We start from the raw sequence: 22,901 nt of genomic DNA, 5'->3' as shown, positions 1-22,901 counted from the left end.
CCCCCCCCCCCCCCCCGGGCCCGACGGCGGCCACGCCCTCGCCGTCGACCCGGAGCGGCTGACCGTCGCCGACGTCATCCGTGCCATCGACGGCCCCCTGGCGCTCGTGCGCAACCTGCGCCCCGAGCAGCTGGACTACCAGGGCGCCTCGGTCTCGCTCCAGGACGTGTGGGTGGCGCTGCGCTCCAGCGAGCGCGCCATCCTCGAGGCGACGACCGTCGCGATGGTCGTGCGCGACGAGCTGCCCGCCGTCGTGGTCGAGCACCTGCCCGAGCGCCGGCCGTCGTACGAGATCGGGATGGACATCTGACGGTCGCCGCGGCCGGCCGCACACCCGCACCGTCGCACCTCGACGGGTGAGCACTGCTTGACGCACCGTCGGGGGTCTGCTCCACTCCATTCCCGACGGACCTGGTCAACAAAGTGGAGTCACCGTGCGCGGATGGATCGTCCTGGCCCTCGTGGGGCTCGCAGCCCAGCTCGTCGACGGCAGCCTCGGGATGGCCTACGGCGTCACGTCGACGACGCTGCTCGTGGCCGCCGGCACCTCGCCCGCGGTGGCGTCGGCCTCGGTGCACCTCGCCGAGATCGGGACGACGCTCGCGTCCGGCGCCTCGCACTGGCGGTTCGGGAACGTCGACTGGAAGATCGTCGGCCGCCTGGCGGTGCCGGGAGCGGTCGGTGCCTTCCTCGGGGCGACGGCGCTGAGCCACCTGTCCACCGAGTCCGCCGGGCCGTACGTGGCGGGCGTGCTGCTCGCGCTGGGCGTCTACGTCGGCGTCCGCTTCACCACCGGCTCGCTCGTGCGGCGCCCGGGCCGGGTCCGCTCCCGCTTCCTCGTCCCGGTCGGCCTCTTCGGCGGCTTCCTCGACGCGAGCGGTGGCGGCGGCTGGGGGCCGGTCGCGACGCCGGCGCTCCTCGGCTCCGGCCGGGTGGAGCCGCGCAAGGTCGTCGGCTCGGTCGACACCTCCGAGTTCGTCGTCGCGGTGGCGGCCAGCCTCGGCTTCCTGCTCGGCCTCGGCACGGCGGGCCTCGACCTCGCGGTCGTCAGCGCGCTGCTCGTCGGCGGCGTCCTGGCCGCCCCGGTCGCCGCCTGGGTCGTCCGCTACCTGCCGGCCCGCGTGCTCGGCGCCGCGGTCGGCGGGATCATCGTCGTCACCAACGCGCGCACGCTGCTCCGGGGCCTCGACGTCGAGGCGACCGCGGGCGTCGTCGTCTACCCCGTCCTGCTGCTGCTCTGGGTCGGGGCCGTGGTCTACGCCGTCCGCCGGCACCGCCGCGAGAAGGCCGTCGGCGCGGACGCGGGCTGGGGGCCCGCCGAGGGCGGCGACGAGGACCCGGAGCGCGAGCTCGAGGCCGCCCGGTCCTGACCGGCGGCCGGGCGCGGTGCAGCCCTGCCGGCGGCTATGCTCGCGCGGTTGCCTCGGCGAGGGACGCCCCGGCCCGCAGGGGGCCGGCGTCCGCACTCGACGCGGTGGTCGCCCCCGCGACCGCGCGCGCCGCCGGGGCCCGCGCCGGCCCGACCGGTCGGCGCGACGCAGACCACCGCCGAGACCCACCGCGTCTCACGAACCACCGGGAGCACCCCATGGCCGAAGAGATCCACCTGTCCGCGCAGACGCGCACCGAGTTCGGCAAGGGCGCCGCCCGCCGCATCCGCCGCGCCGACATGATCCCCGCGGTCGTCTACGGCCACGGCGAGAGCCCGCGCCACGTCTCGCTGCCGGGGCACGCCACGATGCTGGCCGTCAAGCGCGAGAACGCCGTCCTCACGCTCGACGTGGAGGGCACCGAGGTCCTCGCGCTCGTCAAGGACGTGCAGCGCGAGCACCGCCGCCGCGAGATCGAGCACCTCGACCTCGTGCTCGTCCGCCGCGGCGAGAAGGTCGAGGTCGAGGTCGCCGTCCACCTCGAGGGCGAGGCCGCCCCCGAGACCGTCGTCACGGTCGACCACCAGACGCTGCTGCTCGAGGTCGACGCCCTGCGCATCCCCGAGAACGTCGTCGTCTCCGTCGAGGGCGCCGAGGCCGGCACCCAGGTGCTCGCCTCCGGCGTCACGCTGCCGGCCGGCGCCACCCTGGTGACCGACCCCGAGGCGCTCGTCGTCAACGTCAGCGCGGCGCGCACCGCCGAGGAGCTGGACGCCGAGCTGGCCGAGGCCGAGGCCGAGGCCGGCATCGAGCGCGACGAGTCCGACGAGGAGGCCGAGGCCGAGGCGGCCCCGATCGCCACCTCCGACGACGAGAGCTGACGCTGGTCCCCACGCAGCCCGGGGGCCCCTCCGCCACGGCGGGGGGGCCCTCCTCTGCGTCGTCGGCCGGGACGTCGGCCGGGACGTCGGCCGGGTCGCCGGCCGGGGTCCCGGACCCCGGGGCCGGCCCCTGGCTCGTGGTCGGGCTCGGCAACCCGGGCCCGGAGTACGCGGCGACGCGGCACAACGTCGGGCAGATGGTGCTCGACGTCCTCGCCGGCCGCGGCGGCTCGGGCTTCCGGTCGCACAAGGCCCGGGCGGCCGTGGCGCAGGTGCGCCTCGGCGTGCTGCCCGGTGGACGGCCCGGGCCGTCCGTCGTGCTGGCGAAGCCGACGACGTACATGAACGTGTCCGGCGGCCCGGTCGCCGGCCTGGCGCGCTTCTTCTCCGTCCCGGCGGAACGGGTCGTCGTCGTCCACGACGAGCTGGACCTGCCGGGCGACGTCGTCCGGCTCAAGCGCGGCGGCGGCGAGGGCGGGCACAACGGCCTGCGGGACACGTCCAAGGCGCTGGGGACCAAGGACTACGTCCGCGTGCGCGTCGGCATCGGTCGGCCCCCGGGCCGGATGGACCCGGCCGACTACGTGCTCAAGCCCTTCGGCAGCGCCGAGCGCCGCGAGCTGCCCGTGCTGCTCGAGGAGGCGGCCGACGCCGTCGAGCTCGTCGTCCTGCGCGGCCTGGAGGCCGCCCAGCAGCAGGTGCACGCGCCGCGCTGAGGGAGCGCCCGGCCCGTGACCGGGTCGACGGACGAGCACGTCGTCACGTCACATGGTCCGTCCGGGTGCTTGTCCGGCAGAAGTGGTCACACATCCCCTTCACCGTGAGTAACGTCCGTCGGGCGTGACGAGTGAGGGGCCACGCGGTGACGAGCGGGTGACGAGGGGACTGGATGAGCGCCGAGGTCGGACCCCGGGTCGGTGTGCCGTCCCAGTCCGACGCGCCCCCGGTCGAGGCGAGCGAGCGCCGCCGCCACGACGCCCCGACCCGCCGGCCCTGGACCGACCGTCGGCCGTTCGACGCCGCGCGGGTCGAGGGCGGCGACCCGGTCGCCGCGGCCGCCCGTCGACGGACGGCCTGGACGGTCCCGCTGCTGCGCCGTGCCGTCCTGGGGGACGCCGTCGTGGCGGCCGTGGTCGTCGCCTGCGGTCTCGTCTCACTGCGCCAGGTCGGCCGCGACCTCGGCCCGACCGCCGTCGTGGTCGGCGCCCTCGTGTCGGCCGCCGCCTGGGTCGGCGTGCTCGCGGCGATGCGCGCCTACGAGTGGCGCCGGGTGGGGGACGGGCCCGACGAGTTCTCCTCGATCCTGCGGGCGGCCGTCGCCGTCGTGGCCGGGCTCGGCGTCGTCTCGTTCGGCCTGGAGCTGCTGCTGCCTCGCCGCATGGTGCTCGTCGCCGTCCCGGTCGTCGCGCTGCTGACGGCCTGGCACCGCTACCGCCTCCGCGGGTGGCTGCGAGCACGGCGCCGCCGAGGTGGGGCGCCGGCGCTGCGCACGCTCGTCGTCGGCGACGGCCCGAGCGCGCTGGACATCTCCGACGGGCTCCGGCGTGCGCCCGAGCACGGGATGCACGTCGTCGGCGTGGCCGTCCCCGACCCCGCCGGCTGGGAGTCGGCGGACGGCTGGCCGCCGTGCCTCGGGGCCGTCGCGGAGGTCCCCCAGACGGTGGTGGACCACGCGGTCGACGTCGTCATCGTCGTCGGCTCGCACCTGGCCGGTCCGTCCCTCCGGCGGTTGTCGTGGGCCCTGGAACCCACCGGGGCCGACCTCGTCGTGGCCCCCGGTCTCGTCGAGGTCGCCGGCCCGGCCGTCCACCTGCGGCCCGCGGCCGGGCTGTCGCTCCTGCACGTCGAGCGTCCGTCGTCGCGCTCCGGGCGGCTGCTGGGGAAGGCCGTGCTGGACCGCACGCTCGGGAGCCTGCTCCTGCTCGCGGCGTCCCCGGTCCTGCTCGGGTCGGCGCTCCTGGTCCGGATCACGACGCGCGGGCCCGCCTTCTTCGCCCAGCAGCGCGTGGGGGTCGACGGTGCCCTCTTCACGATGTTGAAGCTCCGCACCATGGTCGTGGACGCCGACCGGCAGGTCGACCAGCTCGTCGGTCTCAGCGACCGGGACGGCCTGATGTTCAAGATGCGCGACGACCCGAGGATCACGCCCGTCGGGCGGTGGCTGCGGAGGTTCTCCCTCGACGAGCTGCCGCAGCTCTGGAACGTGGTGCGCGGGGACATGTCACTCGTCGGGCCTCGTCCGCCACTGCCTCGTGAGTACGTCGACTACCACGACTCCGTCCACCTCCGGATGCGCGTCCGGCCCGGCCTGACCGGGCTGTGGCAGGTCTCCGGTCGGGCCGACCTCTCGTGGGAGGAGTCGATGCGCCTGGACCTGCGCTACGTCGACAACTGGTCCCTGGCGATGGACGCGCTCATCCTGTGGAAGACGGCGCGGGCCGTGGTCAAGAGCTCGGGTGCTTATTGAGGGCTGAGCCGTCCGTGTCGCCCGAAAGGCGGACAGCCGCCGTCGGGTGCTGCGTCGCCACTAACCTGACCGTCCCGCTCGACATCGCCGGTGTCGCAGGAGGGACCCCTGCACCCAGGAGCACCATGCCCACCACCAGGACGGACGACGAGCTGGCGCGCCAGGCGGCGGACGAGGCCGGCCGTGCCCTCCTCGCCGTGCGCGCGGACCTCGCCGCCGCCGGCGCCGACGCGCGCTCGATCAAGGACGCCGGTGACCGGCGTGCGCAGGAGGTGCTGGCGTCCCTGCTGGCCGCCGAGCGTCCGGACGACGCCGTCCTGTCCGAGGAGGCGGCCGACGACCCCGGGAGGCTCAGCGCGGCCAGGGTGTGGATCGTCGACCCCCTCGACGGGACCCGGGAGTTCTCCGAGGTCGGCGGGCCGGGGGAGGACGGGCGCACGGACTGGGCCGTCCACGTCGCCCTCTGGCAGGAGGGCGAGCTCGTCGCCGGCGCCGTCGCGCTGCCGGCCGCCGGCACCACCTACGGCACGGACGAGCCGCCGGTCCGTCCGACCGGCGCCCCGCAGGTCATCCGCCTCGCGGTGAGCCGCTCGCGCCCGCCCGCCTTCGTCACCGCCCTCGCGGCCGAGCTCGGCGCCGAGCTGGTGCCGATGGGGTCCGCCGGCGTGAAGGCGACCTCCGTGCTGCGCGACGAGGCCGACGCCTACGTCCACGCCGGTGGGCAGTACGAGTGGGACTCCGCGGCTCCCGTCGTGGTCGCGCGCGCGGCCGGTCTGCACACGAGCCGGGTCGACGGGTCACCCCTCGTCTACAACCGACCCGATCCGACCCTGCCCGACCTCGTCGTGGCCCGCCCCGAGGTCGCCGGCGCCGTCCTCGACGCCATCGCCCGCGTCGCCGCCCGCGAGGGCCGCGAGCAGCCGCCCACCACCACCCCCGACGCGCCTGCGGAGGCCACTCGATGACCCCCCGTCCGACGTCCTCGGCCGCCGGCCGCTACCAGCTGACGCAGCTGCAGGCCCTGGAGTCCGAGGCGATCTTCATCATCCGCGAGGTCGTCGCCGAGCTCGAGCGGCCCGTGCTCCTGTTCTCGGGGGGCAAGGACTCGATCGTCATGCTCCGCCTGGCGGAGAAGGCCTTCGCCCCGGCGCCGATCCCCTTCCCGGTGATGCACGTCGACACCGGCCACAACTTCGCCGAGGTGCTCGACCTGCGGGACCGCCGCGCCGCCGAGCTCGGCGTCCAGCTCGTCGTCGCGAGCGTCCCCGACGCGCTCGAGCGGGGCCTGGTCACCGAGCCGCCGGACGGCACGCGCAACCGCATCCAGACGCCGGTCCTGCTCGACGCCCTCGAGAAGGGCGGCTACACGGCCGTCTTCGGGGGGGCCCGCCGCGACGAGGACAAGGCGCGGGCCAAGGAGCGCATCTTCAGCTTCCGGGACGACTTCGGCCAGTGGGACCCGAAGAACCAGCGCCCCGAGCTGTGGGGCCTCTACAACGGCAGGATCCATCCCGGCGAGAGCATCCGGGTCTTCCCGCTGTCGAACTGGACCGAGCTCGACATCTGGTCCTACATCGCCGCCGAGGACATCGAGCTGCCCGCGATCTACTACGCGCACGACCGCGAGGTCTTCGAGCGGAACGGGATGCTCTTCGCCGTCCACGAGGTCTGCCGGCCCCGTGCCGGGGAGGAGGTCTTCACCGCGAAGGTCCGCTACCGGACCGTGGGCGACGCGAGCCTCACGGCCGCCGTGCGCTCCGAGGCCGACACGGTCGACAAGATCGTCGAGGAGGTGGCCACCACGCGGATCACCGAGCGCGGCGCCACCCGTGGCGACGACAAGTTCAGCGAGTCCGCCATGGAGGACCGCAAGCGCGAGGGGTACTTCTGATGAGCACGCACACCACCGACCCGGTCGTCGGCGCTCCCGTCGCGATGGAGCGGGACGCCGACCTCCTGCGCTTCGCGACGGCGGGGTCGGTCGACGACGGCAAGAGCACGCTCATCGGACGGCTGCTCTACGACACCAAGACGGTGTTCGAGGACCAGATCGAGTCCGTCGAGCGGGCCAGCAAGGACCGGGGGGACGAGTACGTCAACCTCGCCCTGCTCACCGACGGCCTGCGCGCCGAGCGCGAGCAGGGCATCACCATCGACGTGGCGTACCGCTACTTCGCGACGCCGCGGCGCAAGTTCATCATCGCCGACACCCCGGGCCACATCCAGTACACGCGCAACATGGTGACCGGGGCGTCGACGGCCGACCTCGCGCTGATCCTCGTCGACGCGCGCAAGGGCCTCGTCGAGCAGTCCCGTCGGCACGCCTTCCTGGCGACGCTGCTGCAGGTGCCGCACCTGGTGCTCGCGGTGAACAAGATGGACCTCGTCGACTACTCCGAGGAGGTCTTCGAGGAGATCCGCCGGGACTTCACGGACTTCGCCGCGAAGCTCGACGTGCCGGACCTCACCGTCGTCCCGGTGTCCGCGCTCGCCGGGGACAACGTCGTGACGCGGTCGGAGCGGACGCCCTGGTACGACGGTCCGAGCCTGCTGCACCACCTGGAGAACGTGCACGTGGCCAGCGACCGCAACCTCGTGGACGCCCGCTTCGCCGTCCAGTACGTCATCCGTCCCCAGTCCGGCCGGCACCTCGACTACCGGGGGTACGCGGGGCAGGTGTCCGGCGGCGTGCTGAAGCCCGGCGACGAGGTGATGGTCCTCCCGTCCGGCTTCACGACGCGCATCGCGGCCATCGACACGGCCGACGGTCCCGTCGACGAGGCCTTCCCGCCGATGTCGGTGACCATCCGGCTGGAGGACGAGCTCGACGTGAGCCGCGGGGACATGATCTGCCGCCCGCACAACGCCCCGACCCCGAGCCAGGACATCGACGCGATGGTCTGCTGGATGGACGAGTCGTCCGCCCTGGCTCCCGGCCGCAAGTACGCCATCAAGCACACCACCCGCTCGGCCCGGGCGGTCATCAAGGAGCTGCAGTACCGGCTCGACGTCAACACGCTGCACCGGGACGCGAGCGGAGGGCAGCTCGGCCTCAACGAGATCGGGCGGGTCCGGCTGCGCACGACGACGCCCCTGCTCGCCGACGAGTACCGGCGCAACCGCACGACCGGTGGTTTCGTCCTCGTCGACGAGGGCACGAACAAGACGGTCGCCGCAGGGATGATCACGGCGGCGGAGTGAGCGGGGAGGGCGGGATGGGGGCGGCCGAGACGCACGACGCCGCGTCGCTGGACGTCCTCCTCGTCTGCTCCAGCGGAGGGCACCTGGCTCAGCTCGTGCCGCTGCTGCCCGAGCTCGCCGGGGCGGCACGGCGATGGGTGACCTTCCCGACGGGGGACGCGACGAGCCTTCTCGCGGACGAGGACTGGGTCGCGGCTCACCACCCGACGACCCGCCACCTGCCCAACCTCCTGCGGAACGCGTCGCTCGCGCTCCGGACGCTGCGCCACCGACGTCCCGATGTGGTCGTCTCCACCGGCGCGGGTGTCGCCCTGCCGTTCTTCCTCCTCGCGCGCCTGATGCGCGTGCCCACGGTCTACCTGGAGGTCTACGACCGCCTCGACGGCCCGACGCTGACGGGTCGGCTCTGCCGTCCGCTGACCACTCGCTTCCTCGTGCAGTGGGAGGAGCAGCTGGCGTTCTACCCCGGCGCCACCGTGGTGGGACGAGTCCTGTGAGCCCTGCCGAGACGCCCTCGGTGCCGTCGACGGCGCGAGCGGCCGCGCCGGTCGTCCTCGTGCTCCTCGGGACGGACCATCACCCCTTCCGCCGGCTCGTAGAGTGGTCGGACGCCTGGGGGGCCGAGCACGGTGGTGCCCGCGTCGTGGTCCAGCACGGGAGGACCACGGGTCCCGAGCGGGTCGAGGGCCGTCCCCTCGTCCCCCACGCGGAGCTGCAGGACCTCCTGCAGGCGGCCACCGTCGTGGTGAGCCACGGTGGTCCGGCGACGATCATGGAGGCTCGCAGGGCAGGGCGGACGCCGGTCGTCGTCCCCCGAGACCCGACGCGGGGAGAGCACGTGGACTCCCACCAGCAGCTGTTCAGCCGACGGATGGCCCGAGAGGGCACCGTCCTGCTCTGCGAGGACGTCGACGACCTCGGTGCCCTCGTCGACCACCTGCTCGCGCACCCCGGCGAGGGCGTCGCGGACGCCGACGGGGACGTCGAGCGGTCGGCCATGACGGCTCGGAGGATCCGGGCGGTCCTCGAGGACGTCGTCGCGCGAGCCGGTCGGGCGCGTCGCTGAGCGGGCGGGTCACGCCTCACCGGCCACGAATCCGCGGCGCCGGAGGAGGCCGACGACCTCCGCCACGCAGTCCTCGACGGACGTCGTGCTGGTGTCGAGCCGTAGATCGGGGTGCTCGGGCTCCTCGTAGGGATCGCTGATGCCGGTGAACGAGGGCAGCCTGCCCGTGCGGGCGCGCGCGTAGAGACCCTTGCGGTCTCGCGCCTCGCACACCGCGAGCGGCGTCGCCACGTGCACGAGGACGAAGCGTCCGCCGGCCTCCTCGACCATCGACCGCACCTCGGCGCGGGTGCTCGCGTAGGGGGCGATGGGGGCGCAGACGGCGGTCCCTCCGTGACGGGCGACCTCGGCTGCCACGTAGCCGATGCGCCGGACGTTGACCTCACGGTCCTCCTTCGAGAAGGAGAGGCCCGAGGAGAGCAACGTCCGGACGCGGTCGCCGTCGAGGACGGTCACGCGGCGCGATCCCTCGGTGCGGAGCGCCGCCGCGACGCCGGCCGCGACGGTCGACTTGCCCGACCCGGAGAGCCCGGTGAAGAGGAGGACCGTTCCCACGGACAGGGCCGAGGGGTGGAGGCGCTGGAGCTCCCGCCCCACGTCCGGAGGGGCGACCTCTGTCGGAGGGATGACGCCGCGGCGAAGATCAGCCAGGACGTCCGGCCACGGGGTGCCGGCGGACGTGTCCAACCAGGGGAGACCGTCCGAGGACGACGTGGTGTCGGAGTCCCACGGACGTGCTCGCCACGACCGCGCCACGCCCATCTGATCCATCAGCCGGACGAGCACCGGGTCGACACCGGGACCGTCAGGCAGGACGAGGAGGCGCACGCCCGGCGGGTCCGCACCCTCGGTGTCGACGACGGGTTCCACGGCGGCTCGAAGGGCTCGCGCCAGGATCTCTCGCGGTACCGGTCTGCCGTCGCCGACGAGGCCCACGAGGACGAGAGGCCGCCCCCGGGTCCTGAGCCGGCGCACCGCCTCGATGTCCTGGGTGAGGAGCGGGCGGTCGGTGACGACCACGTCGGCCCCGGCCAGATCGTCGGGCCGGCCGTGGAGGTCGAGCCCGGGGAAGGTCGACGGGGTCCGTGCGGTGAGAGCGACGAGGTCACCGACGACCGTGGTGCCGCCGTCCTGCTCGACATGGACCGCGACGTCCGACAGTGCCGCGAAGGGTACGAGCTCGGGGTCCACGAGCCGGAGGTCGTGGCCGTCCGGAGGGAGAGCCGCCCCGGGATCGAGGACGATCGTCGTCCTCGAGGAGGTGCCGGCGGTCACCTCTCCGAGGGCAGTGCCTTCCCCGGTGAGCCGGACGCGCAGGCCGGTGAGGTTGGCCGCGGAGGCGAGGCCGAGCAGCTCCGCCGTGCCGTCCCGGACCTGGATCGTCAACGCTTCACCCATTTGGCTCACCATGTGCTTATCCTCCTGCGTCCCTCGCGGGACTGATGCCCTCGGCGACGTCACCGGGTGTCACTCCTCGGAGTGGCAGGCGGTGACGGAGGGTCTCGACCAGCCCTTGACGTCGCAGCATGCACGGCACCCGGTGGACGTGGTCGTTCACACGGGTGGAGCACCACGGGTGAGCCGGTCGGGCTCACGACGCACGACGATCCCATCCAGCGCGTACAGGTCGTCCTGAGCGAGGACGAGGCAGTGGCACACGACCACGTAGTCCCACGCCATCGAGGAGAGAGTCATGACCACCCACCATCGCGGCAGCCGCCGCGCGCTCCTGGCCCTCACGGCCACCGCGGCCGTCGCCGGCTCCGCCCTCGTCGGCATCCCGGCGTCCCAGGCGGCGACCTCGGCCACGGGCAGCGTGACCCTTCTGCCCGTCGGGGACGCCTACGTCGACAAGCAGGCCCCCGGTCGGACGACGGGCTCCAGCACCAAGGTCGTCGCCGCGTCGACGTCGTCCATGACGAAGAAGGCGCTCCTGCGCTTCGCCGCCCCGGGCCTGCCGGAGGGTGCGACCGTCACGAAGGCGGAAGTGCGCGTGAGCTCGACGCGCAACCAGCCGGGCCGCATCGACGTCTCGAGCCTGGGCTCCGCCTCCTGGGACGAGAAGACCGTGGCCTGGAAGTCGGCGCCCGGCACGTCCACGCAGATCGCCTCGCTGAAGCCCTCGCCGGGGACGAAGTCGTTCTCCGTCGACGTCACGAAGCTCGTGCAGGCCTCCTCGCCGGTCAACCTCGCCTTCTCCGTGCCGTCCGGCGTCAGCGAGATCCTCAGCAAGGAGTCCGGCAAGGAGACGGCGCCCAAGCTCGTGGTCTCGTACAAGACGCTGACGCCTCCGACGCCTCCGACGCCTCCGACGCCTCCGACGCCCCCGCCTGCACAGGCACCGACCCAGGACACCCTCTTCGGTGCGAACGTCTTCCCCGTCGGCGGCCAGAGCTACACCCAGGCTCTGTCGCTCCAGGACGCCAAGTACGGCGGCATGGAGACGACGCGGGTCTTCTACCCCGGTCTGCCGGGCGACTGGAACGGCGCCGGCGGCGTGAGCGGTCGGCCTGTCGTGGTGTCCTTCAAGGCCGTGCCGAAGGACGTCCTGTCCGGCAAGCTCGACGCCCACTTCAAGGACTGGTTCGCCAAGGCCCCGCGGGACCGGCAGATCAACTGGACCTACTACCACGAGCCCGAGGACAACGTGGAGCGCGGTGAGTTCACCGCGGCGGAGTTCCGCGCGGCCTTCGCGCACCTCGACCGCCTGGCCGACTCCGTCCGGAACGACCGGCTCAAGGCCACCCCCGTCCTGATGTGCTGGACGCTCGACCCGGCGTCCCGGCGCAACTGGAAGGACTTCTACCCGGGCAAGGACGTCGTCGACGAGCTGGGCTGGGACTGCTACAACCTGACCGCGAAGAAGAACGGCTTCACGACGCCGGCGAAGCTCTTCGGCCCGGTCAAGACGGCCTCGGAGGCCGAGGGCAAGCCCTGGGGGATCGCCGAGTTCGGCAGCCTCATGGTCGCCACCGACCCTCTCGGTCTGCAGCGGGCGCAGTGGCTGCGTGACTCGGGGAAGTGGCTGCAGGCGAACGACGCGTCGTGGGTCATGTACTTCGACTGCACCATCGGCGGTGACTACCGGCTGCTCGACGCGCCCTCGTTGGCCGCGTGGCGCTGGGTCGTGAGCGGGAGCTGATCCATTCGTCCGACCCCCGGAGCCCGGGCCACCGCAGTGCGGTGGCCCGGGCTCCTGGCGTCAGAGGCTGCGGCCTCTGGCGTTGAGCCGGCGCAGCAGCCAGTCCGGGTCCACGAGGCCGGCCGCCGCCAGCACCGCGAGGTAGGCCCTGCGTTCTGCGGCGTGGAGCCGCACCGTCCTCACTGCTTCCTCCAGCGCAGCCTTGCGCCGTCCTGCCGCAGCAAGTGCGAAGGCCCGTTGACCGCGGATGCGCGCCTCTCCGGCCGGGTCGGTGCGGAAGTCAGGGTGCTTGCGGAGGAGCACGTCGAGGGCGTCCGCGATCACCTCCCACCGCCCGGCGAAGTACGACTGCGGGTGCCAGCGCACGTCCACGAGCGGCTCGCGCACGTTGACGACGAGAGCGCTGGCCGCGGCTCGGAGCAAGAGGTCGTAGTCCTCGGCGTAGCTCCCCGGCAGCTCCTCGTCGACGAGCCCGATCTCGTCCAGCAGCTCGCGGTGCAGGAGGAACGTGGAGGGGTGGAGCTCGGTCAGTCGTGAGCGCAGCAGATCGGCACGACTGACGAGGTCCTTCTCGAGGCGTCGCACGACCTCTCGTCCTCCGTACACGACCCGGATGCCGGTGGTCACCAGGGCCAGCGGGCAGCTCGTGCGGCGTAGCGCCTCCACCTGGGTCCGCAAGCGTGCCGGCCACCAGGCGTCGTCGTCGTCGCAGAAGGCGACCAGGTCGCTGCTCGTCGCCAGGACGCCTGTGTTCCGGCTGCCTGCCAGACCGGGCGACCGCGAGTTGGTGAGGACCCGGACCGGTCGGACGCCTGCGGTGGCCAGGGTGGTGTCCGGCTCGCTGCGGTCGTAGACGACGACCGTCTCGACGTGGCCGGGGTAGTCCTGGGCGCTCACCGCCGCGAGGGCCTGCCTCAGCAGCTCGGGTCGATCCCGCGTGGCGATGACCACGGCCACGGTCGGCCAGGTGTCCTCGTCGGTGTCCTGGCTCATCGATCTCCTCGTCGTGGTCGTCGCGTCACCGCACCGGCGGACGGGCGGATGTAGCCCAAGGGCAGCCTCAGGGGGGTCGTCATCACGGACGTGATCCGTCGAGCGGTCGCCGGCATGCGCCCACGCCACTCGTCGTCACGTCGTAGGGGCACGGTGCCGACGGTGAAACGCATCGGGTTGCCCGCGACCGCGTGCGAGGGGCTGAGGTCGACCTCGTGGTGGCGGAGGAAGGCCATGTCCTCCTCCTCGACCGAGAGGCGGGCGTGATCTGCGATGCGGAGCAGCTCGCGCGTGGGGGCCGCCATGACGTCCTCGTAGCGGACGACGCGGACGGGCGTCCCGGTGAGGGGGAGGAGCAGGAAGGCCGACGCGAAGGCGTCCCACCACAGCGAGACCCGCACCGGCCCCCACCGCGGCATCATGGTGCTCGGGTCCCCGGCCTCCGGGCGCCGGCGGCGGCGGGACCAGGAGTAGGCGACGGCGCGTGCGTCACGCACCATGTGCACCACCCGGAGGTCCAGGGCGCTCGACCACCTCAACGCGTACACGAGCGAGGCATGCTTGCTCGAGTCGACCACGACGTCGGCTCCCGACACCTCGGCGGCCGAACGGTAGAGCGCCTCGTAGAGGCGGAGGTACTGGCGCAAGGCGGAGCGCCGCCGGCGACCCCGCGCGCCGAGCAGCAACCACGGCAGGTGGCGGTTGCGGTCGACGTCCCCCTTGAGACGCAGCACCTCTCCCGCGTCCAACCGGTCCCACCCGCCGAACGCGCGCGCACCCACCTCCGTCCAGAACGGGCACCGGGAGAAGGGACGGCCGCAGCTGCACAGCTCGTCGTCCCGCAGCGCGCGCTCCCACAGGTGGACGACCTCGCCCAACGAGCACGTCCCCGGCAGCTCGCCGACCAGACGCTCGACCAACGTGGAGCCACTGCGACCCAGGCCCCCGAGGAAGAGGACCCGGACGCGCGGGGAAGGAGACGCGGGCCTGGCGCCGTGGCGCTCCTCGTCGCGACGGGGAAGGTGCGGATCACGCACGGCGCCTCCGGATGGCGGAGAACTGGTGGAGGTCGAAGGCCCGCCGCTTCCGAACGACGACGGCCGCGTAGCCCAGCACACCGATGACCGCGACGGCTGCGGTGACGACCGACGACCCGCCCGAGATGGCCCGGGCGGCCGCCGGGAGGCCGCCGACCAGAACGAGGGAGAGACCCGCTGCGGCGGCGGTCATCCGGCCGAAGGGGTGCAGACGGAGCGAGAGCGCCAGCTGTGCCAGAGGGAGGAGGTTCCTCAGGAGGATCGCCGCGGACCAGGCCATCGCCGCGCCGAACACCCCCAGCCGGGGTATCAGCAGGAGGTTGAGGGCGACGTTGACCGCGACGGCGGCCAAGGCGTTGCCCATGGTCCACGCCGACCGCCCGGCCATGGTCAGGACGACGTCCACCGCCCCGCAGCCGGTCGCCACGAGCATCGTGAGGCTGAGGAGCACGACCACGCCGACGCCTCCCTGGTAGTCCTGACCGAAGAGCAGGAGCATCTCTGGCGCGAGCACGGCGGCGAGCAGGTACAGCGGCCAGGCCATGAGGACCAGCCATGTCGTCGCCACGCGGTAGACCCGTTGGGCGCTCGGCACGTCGCCGGCGGCCAGCAGTGCGGCGATCCGTGGCTGCATGGTCGTGCTGATCGCGCCGGCGCCGAGCTGTCCGAAGACGAGGAATCGTGTCGATGCGGTGTAGACGGCCGCGGGGACAGGTCCGGCGAGCACCCCGAGCAGGACGATGTCGGAGCGCTGCAGGACCATCTGCGAGAGGGCAGCCAGCCCGCGCGGGCCGGTGAAGCGCCAGAAGGCCCCGCGGTCGACGTGGCCAGGAGCCCCTTCCGCCCTTTCTGCGGCAGCCCGGGACGGGCGGTTCAGGCGCCGGACCCAGCCGAGGAGCACCGCGCTCGTCAGCAGGAACGGCAGGACCCAGGCCGTGCCGACGGCCACGGCACCCGCCCCTCCGAGGGCCACGACCACGAGGGCGATGACGAGCTGGGCGAGTGGACGGCCGATGCGCTCCACGAGCACGAAGGGGCGCATGGTGTCGTAGCCGCGGGTGATGCCGACGGCGACGTCGTTCAGCACGGCCACGAGGAGGGCCGCGCTGAGGATGCGGACGAGTGTCGTCGAGGCGTCGGAGCCGTCACCGAGGAGCGTGGCCAGCCGGGGTGCCAGAGCGATCCCGACGAGTCCCGTGACCCCGGCGGCGACCACCGCCCACGTCAGGCCGTGGCGCAGCAGGGCAGGTACCCGGTGCGCCTGACCCGTGGCTCGGTAGCGCGCGACGAAGTAGACGACGCCCGTGGGGACGCCGAGGCTCGCGACCGAGTAGGCGATGAGGAAGGCGCTCGTCAGGGCGAAGAAGAGGCCGGCCTGCTGCTGCGGGAGCGTGCGGGTGACGAGCACCGTGAAGGCGAGGGTGAGCAGGGCGGACAGGCCTGCCCCGACCAGCCCGGCAGCACCGCCCCGGGCCAGCCGGGCGACGTGCACGTCCCGCGGAGGCGTGGCCGCGGCCGGGCGGGAAGCCCCGGCACCGGTCATCTCCGCCACGACGGCGTCCGGCCCCACCACTGCGCGAGCCCTGCGTCCGCGGGGGCGAAGTGCTCGGCGAGCCGAGCCCGCAAGGCCTCCGGCATCGCGGTCCGGGCCCGAGCGTTGTGACGCTCGAAGGCGATCCCCTCCTGCTGTGGCAGGCCGAGGAAGGTGAGGACCGGGGCGAAGGTGGCTTCCGGGGACGAGAAGAAGTCGCCGCTGTCCACGACGTGCATCCGCTCTCTCCCCACCAGCTGCTCGAGCCGCTGGAGGTGCTCCAGGTACCGGCCACGTGAGAGGTAGCCGTGGTGCTGGAGGTGGAAGGACTCGTAGCCGGGCTCGAACAGCACGCGCTCCGCCTCGCCGGCGAGACGTTGGTCCTCCTGCTCCAGCGCAGCCTCGAAGTCCAAGGTCTCGAACCCTCTGGCCGACTCGTGCGCGTGGGCGGAGTACGCCCGCTCGACGGGGTCGCGCAGGAGGACGAGGAGCCGGACGTCAGGCAGGTCGTCGGCGATCCGTCGCCCTGCGAGGGGGTGGAACATGTAGTACGGGCTCGACTCCCCGGTGAGCCGCCGAGGTCCTCCGAGGCGAGGACGCCGGACCGGGAAGTGGCCCCGGTACCAGGCGGGGCCCTCGTCGTAGTGGACGTCGAAGTAGTGGATCCCCTTGCGCAGCGCCGGTGGAGAGATCTGGCGGTGCTGCACCAGCGTCTTGAAGAGCGACGTCGTGCCGCAGCGCTGCCCTCCGACGACCAGGAAGTCGGGGAGGGACCGGACAGCGGCGGTCGGCCTCGCCGTCACCTCCGTGAGCCGGAGGAGGCCCTCTCGCGCTGCCACGGTGACACGGTTCTTCCTCATCGTCCTGGCGTCCGCCCTTCTGGCTCTGTGTCGTGCCCGACCGGCATGAGCTCCCGGCCCCTCTTCCTCGGCGGCGTCAGGCGTCCGCGACGGCGGGTAGCAGCCACCGGGTCACCTGCCCGTCGGCGGCCCCGGCGACGTCCTGACGGTCGACGAGGTAGCGAGCGCCGAGGGTGATCAGGTAGAGACGCGCGAGGTCTCGAGACCGGTGGTCGTCGTCGCTCCCGAGGACCTCACGTGCATGGCCGAGCAGGTCGAGGGCGGCCTTCTCCGGGGGTGTCCCCCCGTGCGTCGCGCTCGTGAAGCGGTGGTGGAGGAGGTCGAAACCGACGGGCGCCGACGCCTCGAACCTCTCCCAGTCCCAGACCGTCGACGTCGCTCTGCCAAGAGCCAGGTTCCCGGGGTTGAGGTCACCGTGCCAGCCCCCCACCGCGGCGACGTCCAGACGCGCCACCAACGAGTCGACGAGGGCGACGAGCTGACGCCCCGTCGGCCCGCCGGCCTCCAGGTCGTCGCGGAGTCGACGCACGTGCTCGCCGGAGGCCAGCTGGACGTCTCTGGCGTCGCCGCACGCGACGACGGCGGCCGAGGTCCTGCGCAGCGCCTCGCCCGCCTCGGTGGTCGTGAGGCGCGGTCGGCGGACGTCGACAGCCCCCAGGACGAGGACGTCGAGACCTGACCACTCACGCAGCCCCAGCACCTCCGGCACGACGAGGCAGCCTTGGGCCCTCTCGCCCACCCGCCGGAGCGCCGTCGCCTCTCTTCGCACGAGTGCGCGGGTGAGGTCGTCGTGACCGACCTTGGCGAAGGCCAGCACCGCTCCGCAGGGGTCCAGCACCTGCAGGACCGGCTTGCGGTTGGCCCGCGGCGGGCTGACCGGCATGGCCAGGAGGAGGTCGTCACGGTGGAGCACCCCCGGGAGGACCTCGGTGGCGATCCCCCCGACGGCGTTGCCGACACTCAGCGACGGGGCGAGGAGGTCGGCCGCACCGCTCGAGACGGCGGCGACGGCAGCCGCCCGGGCGAGGCCACGGCGACGACCGGGGCCCGACAGCTGTCGGGCCAGCGCGAGAGCCGCGGCGCGTCGCTCGTTCGCGGGGACGAGGGCGCGCGGCCGTGCGCGTGAGGGGAGGACGAGGTACCTCGTCGACGGTTGCGGCGCCCTTCCCGGGCCGACCGGGCTGCCCGGGTGCAGCTGCTCGAGGAGCTCGACGGCGTACGGCCGGCCCGACCGACCTCCACGGTCGTCGCTCATGGTGCCGCCCGCGACGAGCCGATCAGCGCTGCGGACGCCCGTGCTGGGGGCCGGCGGTACTCGGCGTCCTGGCGGTTCCGCCACAGCAGCGCCACCGCCAGCATCGTGAGCGCGAGCGGCATCGTCATGGCGACGTAGAAGGCCGAGTAGTAGACCGACAGCAGGACCGTGAGCGTCCCCGCCAGACCGACTGCGGTCGTGTCCCGCCGCGAGGCCCAGGCCACCTTCGCGAAGAAGGCGAAGTAGACGGCGGTCCCGACGAAGCCCTGGGCGATGAGGAGCAGCCACAGCTGGCCGGTGCTGCCGATGTTGCGCGCGCCGCACTGAGGGCACTCCGGCGAGGGTCCGACGGCGATCGAGCTGCCGCTGCCGGGCATGGCGCGCGTGGACCCGTATCCCACCACCGGTGAGTCCGCCGCCGCTCGGAGTGCCCCCTCGGCGAGGATCTCGCGCACGGTGTCGCTGTGCCCGGCCTCGGCGCGCTGGTCGACGACGTCACCCAGCGGGCTGGCGGCGAGCGACACGGTCCCGACGACGGCTACGACCGCAGCCACGCTCACGAGAAGGACCTTGCCTCGCAGGGCCAGGCGTACCGCGACGTAGGCCACGGAGAGCGCGACGCCGACCCAGACGGCGCGGTTGAGCGAGTAGACGAGAGGGACGAGCGCGACGAGCGCGAGGCTGGTCGCGAGGACGCGCGTCCGGGCCCTTCCCCACACCCCCCACCCCACGACGACCCAGACCAGCGCGATGGAGAGGACGTTGCCCCAGATGTTCGTGTAGGTGAACGGTGCCGCTGGCCGAGGTGCCTCGTAGCCGAGCACCTCCTGGACCTGCGCCAGGGAGGCGGTCGACGACCCGCCGGGGAGCAGGGCGCCGAGCGGGGTGGGGACGGCCGCGGTCGGCAGCGCCAGCGAGAGGAGCCCGAGCACGACCAACCAGACCGCCAGCAGGCTGATCCAGCGGACGACGCGTCTCCGTGGGAGCAGCGACTCGGGGGTGTTGCCCACGTAGAGGAGGAAGACCGTCACCGCGAGGTAGTCCGCCAAGCGGGCGGCGTAGGCGATGTAGCGACCGGTGCCGCTCGGGGGGATCGTCCCGGGTGCCGTGACGTCGAGGGCGACGCCGCTCACGAGGACCCAGACGAGGAAGAGCACCCACAGGCCGAATCCTGGGGGGACGCCGAACCGACGTCGTCGGACGAGCGTGACCGCCAGGGGTACCGCCGTCAGCGCGAACGCGATGTCCGTGAGCCCCAGTGCCCACCACACCGGGAAGCCGGCCACGAGGAGGGCGAGCGGCCATCCTTCTCGCACGCCGCCGTGGCGGCCCGACCGCGCGAGGGGTGACGGAGGCAGGACTGCCGTCCCGCGGGAGACGTGTGTCACGTGCGCGAGCGGTGCGCGAGCTCGTCCCCCGACCGCTCGACCGTGGTCGCGGTGCCCACGGAGGCGCTGTTGCCGTCGACGAGGACGACGCCCTGCACTTCTCCGCCGCGCCCCTCCAGGTCGGCCCGGACGCCCTTGACGCGGCGCAGGTCGGTACGGGCGCGGGTGGCGACCAGCACCGCCGCGTCTCCCGCCAGGGCCGCACTGAGCGCGGCGGGTGAACGGTCGGCTGCCGCGGTCTCGACGACCACACGGGAGGCGACGAGGCGCAGCTCGTCCACCAGCTGCCGGAAACCCGGCGAGGCCAGCAGGTCCTGCGGTTCACCGCCACGGATCCCGACCGGCAGGACGCGCAGTCCGTGAGGCCCGACGACGTCGACGAGCACGTCCTCCACGGCCATCCCCTCCGTGATCAGCTCCCTCAGACCCGTCCGCCGCTCCACGTCGAGCATCGTCGAGGTGGGTGAGGCCCCGTCGGTCAGCACGAGGACAGTGCGGTGCCCGGAGAGGGCCAAGGACATGGCCAGAGCGGGAGCGGCGGCCCCGGCCCCAGCGCCTTCGAACCCCTGGACCGTGATGACCGAGCTCGCACGACTACGGAGGTTGAGCACGCTGCGGGCCGCGGCCATGTGGCTCACGGCCTCGTCCAGGGTCGGCTGGCGACCTTCGAGCTGTGCGAGCACCGGCAGGCCGGTGCGCCGGACGACGTCGGCTCGGCGGTGCGGTCGGTGATCACGCGCGTCGACGAGGGCGGCGACGGCGACGCCGAGGAGGAGGCCCAGGACGAGGCCTGCCGCGACGTCGATCACCAGGACGGGGGCCGCCGGCGACGACGGCGTCACCGCAGGGGTGATGACGCGTCCGCCCGAGACCTCGGCGCCGAGCAGCGGTGTGAGCCGGGTCCGCACCTCGCTGATCTGGTCGACGATGATGCTTCGCTGGTCTGCGGTCAGCGCTGCGGTGTCGGCTGAGTCAGGCAGGACCGCGTTCGCGTCGGAGGCCGCGGCGAGGTCGGAGCGCAGCGAGTCGAGCTGGCTGTCGAGCGTCTGCACCTGCGCCTCGACGCTCTCCTGGCCCTCCTGCTGCCGCTCGTCGAGATACGCCTCGGCGAAGGCCTGCGCGCCGTCCGCGGCACCCGCTGCGGTGGGGGCGGCGAAGGTGATGGACATCACCTGGCTGTTCGGGGGCACGGACACCGTGACGTGGTCCCTGAGCTCCTCCGGCGAGAGCGGCGTGCCGAGGGCATCCCTCGCGCGCGTCGTCACGTCCGTCGACTGCACGATCTGCGCCTGGGTGTCGAGGTTGACGTCGTCGTTGGGGCTGTTGTCCGTGCTGTCTGTGCCCACGGCGGTCGATCGCACGAGGACGGAGGCCGTCGCCTCGAACCGCGGAGGCGCCAGGGCGGAGTAGGCGATGCCGGCCAGGACGCCGATGATCACACCGAGGGCGACGAGCCACCATCGACGACGCAGACGCTCTGCGTAGTCGCCCAGGTCGGCTGCGCCGACGGGCGTCTGCGGTGCGTTCACGCCGTCCCCCTTGGTGTTGGCACTTGTCGCCCACGCGGTGAGCTACCCGCGGAGCATAGGTCGCCTCCGGAAGGGCACTCGCCCGTTCGAGGCAGGTGCTCGGAATGGCGGGACGAGGAGGCGACCGTGCCGTCAGCCGTTGCACCCGCACCCATCTCGTCATGGCGGATCATGGGGCGGTGCGACAAGCCTCGAGTCGAAGCCTCGTCGCTGCCGCTGTGTCCGTGGGGCTGCTCTGCGCGTGCGACGGGCAGGCGGGCGCTCCCACGCCGACCGCGGTGGAGCAGTCCCGGCGCTCGGTCACGCCCGCGCTCGAAGAGGTGCTCTCGGTGACGTTCGACGATCTCGACGTGCCCCGCGACGGCACACCGCTCGACGACGGCACGGGCCGCGTGCTCGCGGCCAAGATCAGGGTGCCAGGAGACACGCCCGGGACCGTCTCGGCCGTCGACGGTCCTCGGGGTGCGGGAAAGGCCCTGCAGTTCCCCGCTCCTTGCGACGTCCAGGTCTGCCCGCGCGCGATCGTGGAGGTCATGGACGCCGGAGACCTCTCCCCGGGTCGCCAGGACTTCGTGCTGTCGGCCGTCCTGCGGATGGCGCCGGACGAGACGTCACCGGGCTCCAACGTGGCGCAGAAGGGTTTCTCGACCGGGGGCGGTGGCCAGTGGAAGCTCCAGGTCGACGGGGCGGAGGGACTTCCGTCATGCGTCCTCGTGCAGTCCGCGACGGACGCCGCGGTCGCCGGGCCCGCGCGCCACGTCCTCGAGGGCACAAGCTCTGTCGCCGATGACGCCTGGCATGACGTCGTCTGCGAGCGACGCGGTGGCCGGCTCTCGCTGCTTGTCGACGGTGAGCTGTCCGCCAGCACGGTCGTGCCCGAGGGGCTCGACATCAGTCCAGAAGGACCCGTACGGATCGGAGGAAAGAACGTCCGGCAGGACAACGACCAGTACAACGGTGTCATCAGCTCCGTGATGCTGTCAGTAGCCATCGGTGATGGCGGCGGCGTCAACGGCTGAGGGGGGCGGCGGGGAAGGTGCCCGCTGGTCAGCGTACGGAATCGCCCGTCGGCCCGAGCGTCTCGTAGGGGACGCGGTCCCGGGCACGACGTCGCAGTGGCCTCTGACCGAGGACGGCCCAGCTGACCATCGGGACGTGGCCTGTGGCGCGTTCGAAGGCGATGGGCGCTGCGATGCCTGCGGCGAGGGAGAGCAGGAAGAGCAGCCCCGTGGATGTGAGGCCCAGCAGCTCTGCCAGCATTCTCGCGCCCGCGGTGCCGAAGACGTGCAAGAGGTAGATGCCGAAGGAAAAGCCACCCACGGCGGCCAGTGCGCGAGACCGAAGGCGACTCCTGAGGTCGAGGAGCAGGATCACGGCGGGTATACCGATGCTCAAGGAAAGCGCGCGTCGGGCCGCACCCTCGGGCCCTTCTTCTCCAGCGAGTAGGGCGGCCCACACTGCGTACGAGGCCCCGAGCCAAAGCGCCAAGAGCAGACCCGAGCGCCGTGTGAGGCGGACCTCGTGTCGATGGACCCCGTAGCCCAGGAGGAAGAAGGGCAGAAGCCGAAGAGCGCCGTTGATGCTGAGGACGTCAAAAGCGCTTGGAACGCGGAGGAGTACGTCGCCCGCCGAGGTCAGCAGGACCACGAGAAGCAGCCGCCTCGGGGATGCCAGCACGCCGAGGGCGTCCAGGGCGCCCACGATCAAGAAGATCAGGAAGATGGCCTGGAGGAACCAGAAGTGCTCGTAGGGCAGCACGTAGATGCTCCAGAGCTCTCCCCAAGACCTGGAGCGATTCGTCCCCGGCACCGTGGACTGGACGAGGAAGTACGCCGTCCCGACGACGGCGAGCGGGACGAGCAGGCGCCGGACCTTTCCTCGCACCAACGGGGCCAACGACGTGCCCTTGGGAAGCGGTCTGTAGCCGTAGACGAAGCCGGAGACCACGGTGAAGAGGGGCATCCGCACGTCTTCGAGCGCCGTGTACCCCCATCGCCAGGCCGAGTCGTCTGGGACGCCGAGTCCACGTCCGGGGCCTGAGCCGATGACGTGGCCAGCGACCATGAGAAGCACCGCGACACCCCGCAGGACCTGGATGCCGCTGTCCTTCGTGCTGCGGAGATCCGCGCCGGTCATGCGGGTCGGAGCACGAGGGTGAGGGTGGTGGCTTTGAGGGAGGCG

Annotated in this window: 22 protein-coding genes; 12 read left to right on the top strand and 10 right to left on the bottom strand. The window is 72.9% G+C overall.

Going from position 1 to position 22,901, the window contains the following annotated elements:
• The 10 genes from WDZ17_RS13575 to WDZ17_RS13530 form a co-directional block, all read left to right on the top strand.
• The coding region (locus WDZ17_RS13575) for an Rrf2 family transcriptional regulator (RefSeq protein ID WP_339575704.1) at window positions 1-310 on the top strand (310 nt) is incomplete at its 5' end.
• Window positions 311-434: 124 nt separating this feature from the next.
• Window positions 435-1,370 carry a sulfite exporter TauE/SafE family protein gene (locus tag WDZ17_RS13570; RefSeq protein WP_339575703.1) on the top strand — a complete coding sequence of 312 codons (936 nt, stop codon included), beginning with the start codon at window positions 435-437 and terminating at the stop codon, window positions 1,368-1,370.
• 218 nt (window positions 1,371-1,588) lie between these two features.
• The gene (locus WDZ17_RS13565) at window positions 1,589-2,251 is read left to right on the top strand and encodes a 50S ribosomal protein L25/general stress protein Ctc (protein ID WP_339575702.1); all 663 of its coding nucleotides are present in this window, start codon (window positions 1,589-1,591) and stop codon (window positions 2,249-2,251) included.
• Between the two features lie 137 nt (window positions 2,252-2,388).
• Window positions 2,389-2,967 (top strand): aminoacyl-tRNA hydrolase, encoded by a 579-nt coding sequence (pth, locus tag WDZ17_RS13560; protein WP_339575701.1) that lies wholly within the window; start codon window positions 2,389-2,391, stop codon window positions 2,965-2,967.
• 173 nt (window positions 2,968-3,140) lie between these two features.
• Entirely contained in the window at window positions 3,141-4,718 is a 1,578-nt protein-coding gene (locus WDZ17_RS13555) for a sugar transferase (protein WP_339575700.1), read from the top strand.
• Window positions 4,719-4,843: 125 nt separating this feature from the next.
• Window positions 4,844-5,683, top strand: coding sequence for a 3'(2'),5'-bisphosphate nucleotidase CysQ (locus tag WDZ17_RS13550; RefSeq protein ID WP_339575699.1), 840 nt, complete (start codon window positions 4,844-4,846; stop codon window positions 5,681-5,683).
• On the top strand, window positions 5,680-6,609 hold the full coding sequence (gene cysD / locus WDZ17_RS13545) for a sulfate adenylyltransferase subunit CysD (protein ID WP_339575698.1): 930 nt from the start codon (window positions 5,680-5,682) through the stop codon (window positions 6,607-6,609). The genes WDZ17_RS13550 and cysD overlap by 4 nt, the downstream gene beginning before the upstream one ends.
• The gene (gene cysN, locus WDZ17_RS13540; RefSeq protein WP_339575697.1) at window positions 6,609-7,919 is read left to right on the top strand and encodes a sulfate adenylyltransferase subunit CysN; all 1,311 of its coding nucleotides are present in this window, start codon (window positions 6,609-6,611) and stop codon (window positions 7,917-7,919) included. Before cysD ends, cysN begins: the two co-directional genes overlap by 1 nt.
• 14 nt (window positions 7,920-7,933) lie before the next feature.
• A complete protein-coding gene (locus WDZ17_RS13535; protein WP_339575696.1) occupies window positions 7,934-8,416 on the top strand; it encodes a hypothetical protein in 483 nt (160 codons plus the stop codon).
• Window positions 8,413-8,985 carry a glycosyltransferase gene (locus WDZ17_RS13530; protein ID WP_339575695.1) on the top strand — a complete coding sequence of 191 codons (573 nt, stop codon included), beginning with the start codon at window positions 8,413-8,415 and terminating at the stop codon, window positions 8,983-8,985. The genes WDZ17_RS13535 and WDZ17_RS13530 overlap by 4 nt, the downstream gene beginning before the upstream one ends.
• 9 nt (window positions 8,986-8,994) lie before the next feature.
• Here WDZ17_RS13530 and cysC read toward each other — a convergent pair whose 3' ends face one another.
• The gene (cysC, locus tag WDZ17_RS13525) at window positions 8,995-10,383 is read right to left on the bottom strand and encodes an adenylyl-sulfate kinase (RefSeq protein ID WP_339575694.1); all 1,389 of its coding nucleotides are present in this window, start codon (window positions 10,381-10,383) and stop codon (window positions 8,995-8,997) included.
• Window positions 10,384-10,539: 156 nt separating this feature from the next.
• The gene (locus WDZ17_RS13520; protein WP_339575693.1) at window positions 10,540-10,680 is read right to left on the bottom strand and encodes a hypothetical protein; all 141 of its coding nucleotides are present in this window, start codon (window positions 10,678-10,680) and stop codon (window positions 10,540-10,542) included.
• On the opposite strand from WDZ17_RS13520, the gene WDZ17_RS13515 reads away from it, so the two are divergent.
• Window positions 10,679-12,127 (top strand): CBM96 family carbohydrate-binding protein, encoded by a 1,449-nt coding sequence (locus tag WDZ17_RS13515; RefSeq protein WP_339575692.1) that lies wholly within the window; start codon window positions 10,679-10,681, stop codon window positions 12,125-12,127. The genes WDZ17_RS13520 and WDZ17_RS13515 overlap by 2 nt on opposite strands.
• 60 nt (window positions 12,128-12,187) lie before the next feature.
• Here WDZ17_RS13515 and WDZ17_RS13510 read toward each other — a convergent pair whose 3' ends face one another.
• From WDZ17_RS13510 to WDZ17_RS13480, 7 genes are all read right to left on the bottom strand, one after another.
• Window positions 12,188-13,120: a glycosyltransferase family 2 protein gene (locus WDZ17_RS13510; protein WP_339575691.1), complete on the bottom strand. Its 933-nt coding sequence runs from the start codon at window positions 13,118-13,120 to the stop codon at window positions 12,188-12,190.
• A complete protein-coding gene (locus tag WDZ17_RS13505) occupies window positions 13,117-14,040 on the bottom strand; it encodes a sulfotransferase domain-containing protein (protein ID WP_339575690.1) in 924 nt (307 codons plus the stop codon). The genes WDZ17_RS13510 and WDZ17_RS13505 overlap by 4 nt, the downstream gene beginning before the upstream one ends.
• A 109-nt stretch (window positions 14,041-14,149) precedes the next feature.
• Window positions 14,150-15,700, bottom strand: a complete 1,551-nt coding sequence (locus tag WDZ17_RS13500; RefSeq protein ID WP_339575728.1) for an oligosaccharide flippase family protein — start codon at window positions 15,698-15,700, stop codon at window positions 14,150-14,152.
• Window positions 15,697-16,548 (bottom strand): sulfotransferase domain-containing protein, encoded by an 852-nt coding sequence (locus WDZ17_RS13495; protein ID WP_422631987.1) that lies wholly within the window; start codon window positions 16,546-16,548, stop codon window positions 15,697-15,699. The genes WDZ17_RS13500 and WDZ17_RS13495 overlap by 4 nt, the downstream gene beginning before the upstream one ends.
• A 76-nt stretch (window positions 16,549-16,624) precedes the next feature.
• A complete protein-coding gene (locus WDZ17_RS13490) occupies window positions 16,625-17,803 on the bottom strand; it encodes a hypothetical protein (protein WP_339575688.1) in 1,179 nt (392 codons plus the stop codon).
• Window positions 17,800-19,119, bottom strand: a complete 1,320-nt coding sequence (locus WDZ17_RS13485) for an O-antigen ligase family protein (protein ID WP_339575687.1) — start codon at window positions 19,117-19,119, stop codon at window positions 17,800-17,802. Before WDZ17_RS13485 ends, WDZ17_RS13490 begins: the two co-directional genes overlap by 4 nt.
• Window positions 19,120-19,187: 68 nt before the next feature.
• Window positions 19,188-20,720, bottom strand: coding sequence for a Wzz/FepE/Etk N-terminal domain-containing protein (locus WDZ17_RS13480; protein WP_339575686.1), 1,533 nt, complete (start codon window positions 20,718-20,720; stop codon window positions 19,188-19,190).
• A 329-nt stretch (window positions 20,721-21,049) separates the two neighbouring features.
• Here WDZ17_RS13480 and WDZ17_RS13475 point away from each other — a divergent pair, with 329 nt between their 5' ends.
• Complete coding sequence (locus WDZ17_RS13475) at window positions 21,050-21,739, top strand: LamG-like jellyroll fold domain-containing protein (RefSeq protein ID WP_339575685.1); 690 nt, start codon at window positions 21,050-21,052, stop codon at window positions 21,737-21,739.
• Window positions 21,740-21,767: 28 nt separating this feature from the next.
• Here the strand turns inward: WDZ17_RS13475 and WDZ17_RS13470 are convergent, their stop codons facing one another.
• Window positions 21,768-22,856, bottom strand: a complete 1,089-nt coding sequence (locus WDZ17_RS13470; RefSeq protein ID WP_339575684.1) for an acyltransferase family protein — start codon at window positions 22,854-22,856, stop codon at window positions 21,768-21,770.
• Window positions 22,857-22,901: the final 45 nt, after the last annotated feature.

Source organism: Pseudokineococcus basanitobsidens (genome assembly GCF_037482545.1).
GTDB lineage: Bacteria > Actinomycetota > Actinomycetes > Actinomycetales > Quadrisphaeraceae > Pseudokineococcus > Pseudokineococcus basanitobsidens.
The sequence above is the reverse complement of the archived record's forward strand: the minus strand, read 5'-3'. Positions and strand labels throughout refer to the sequence as shown.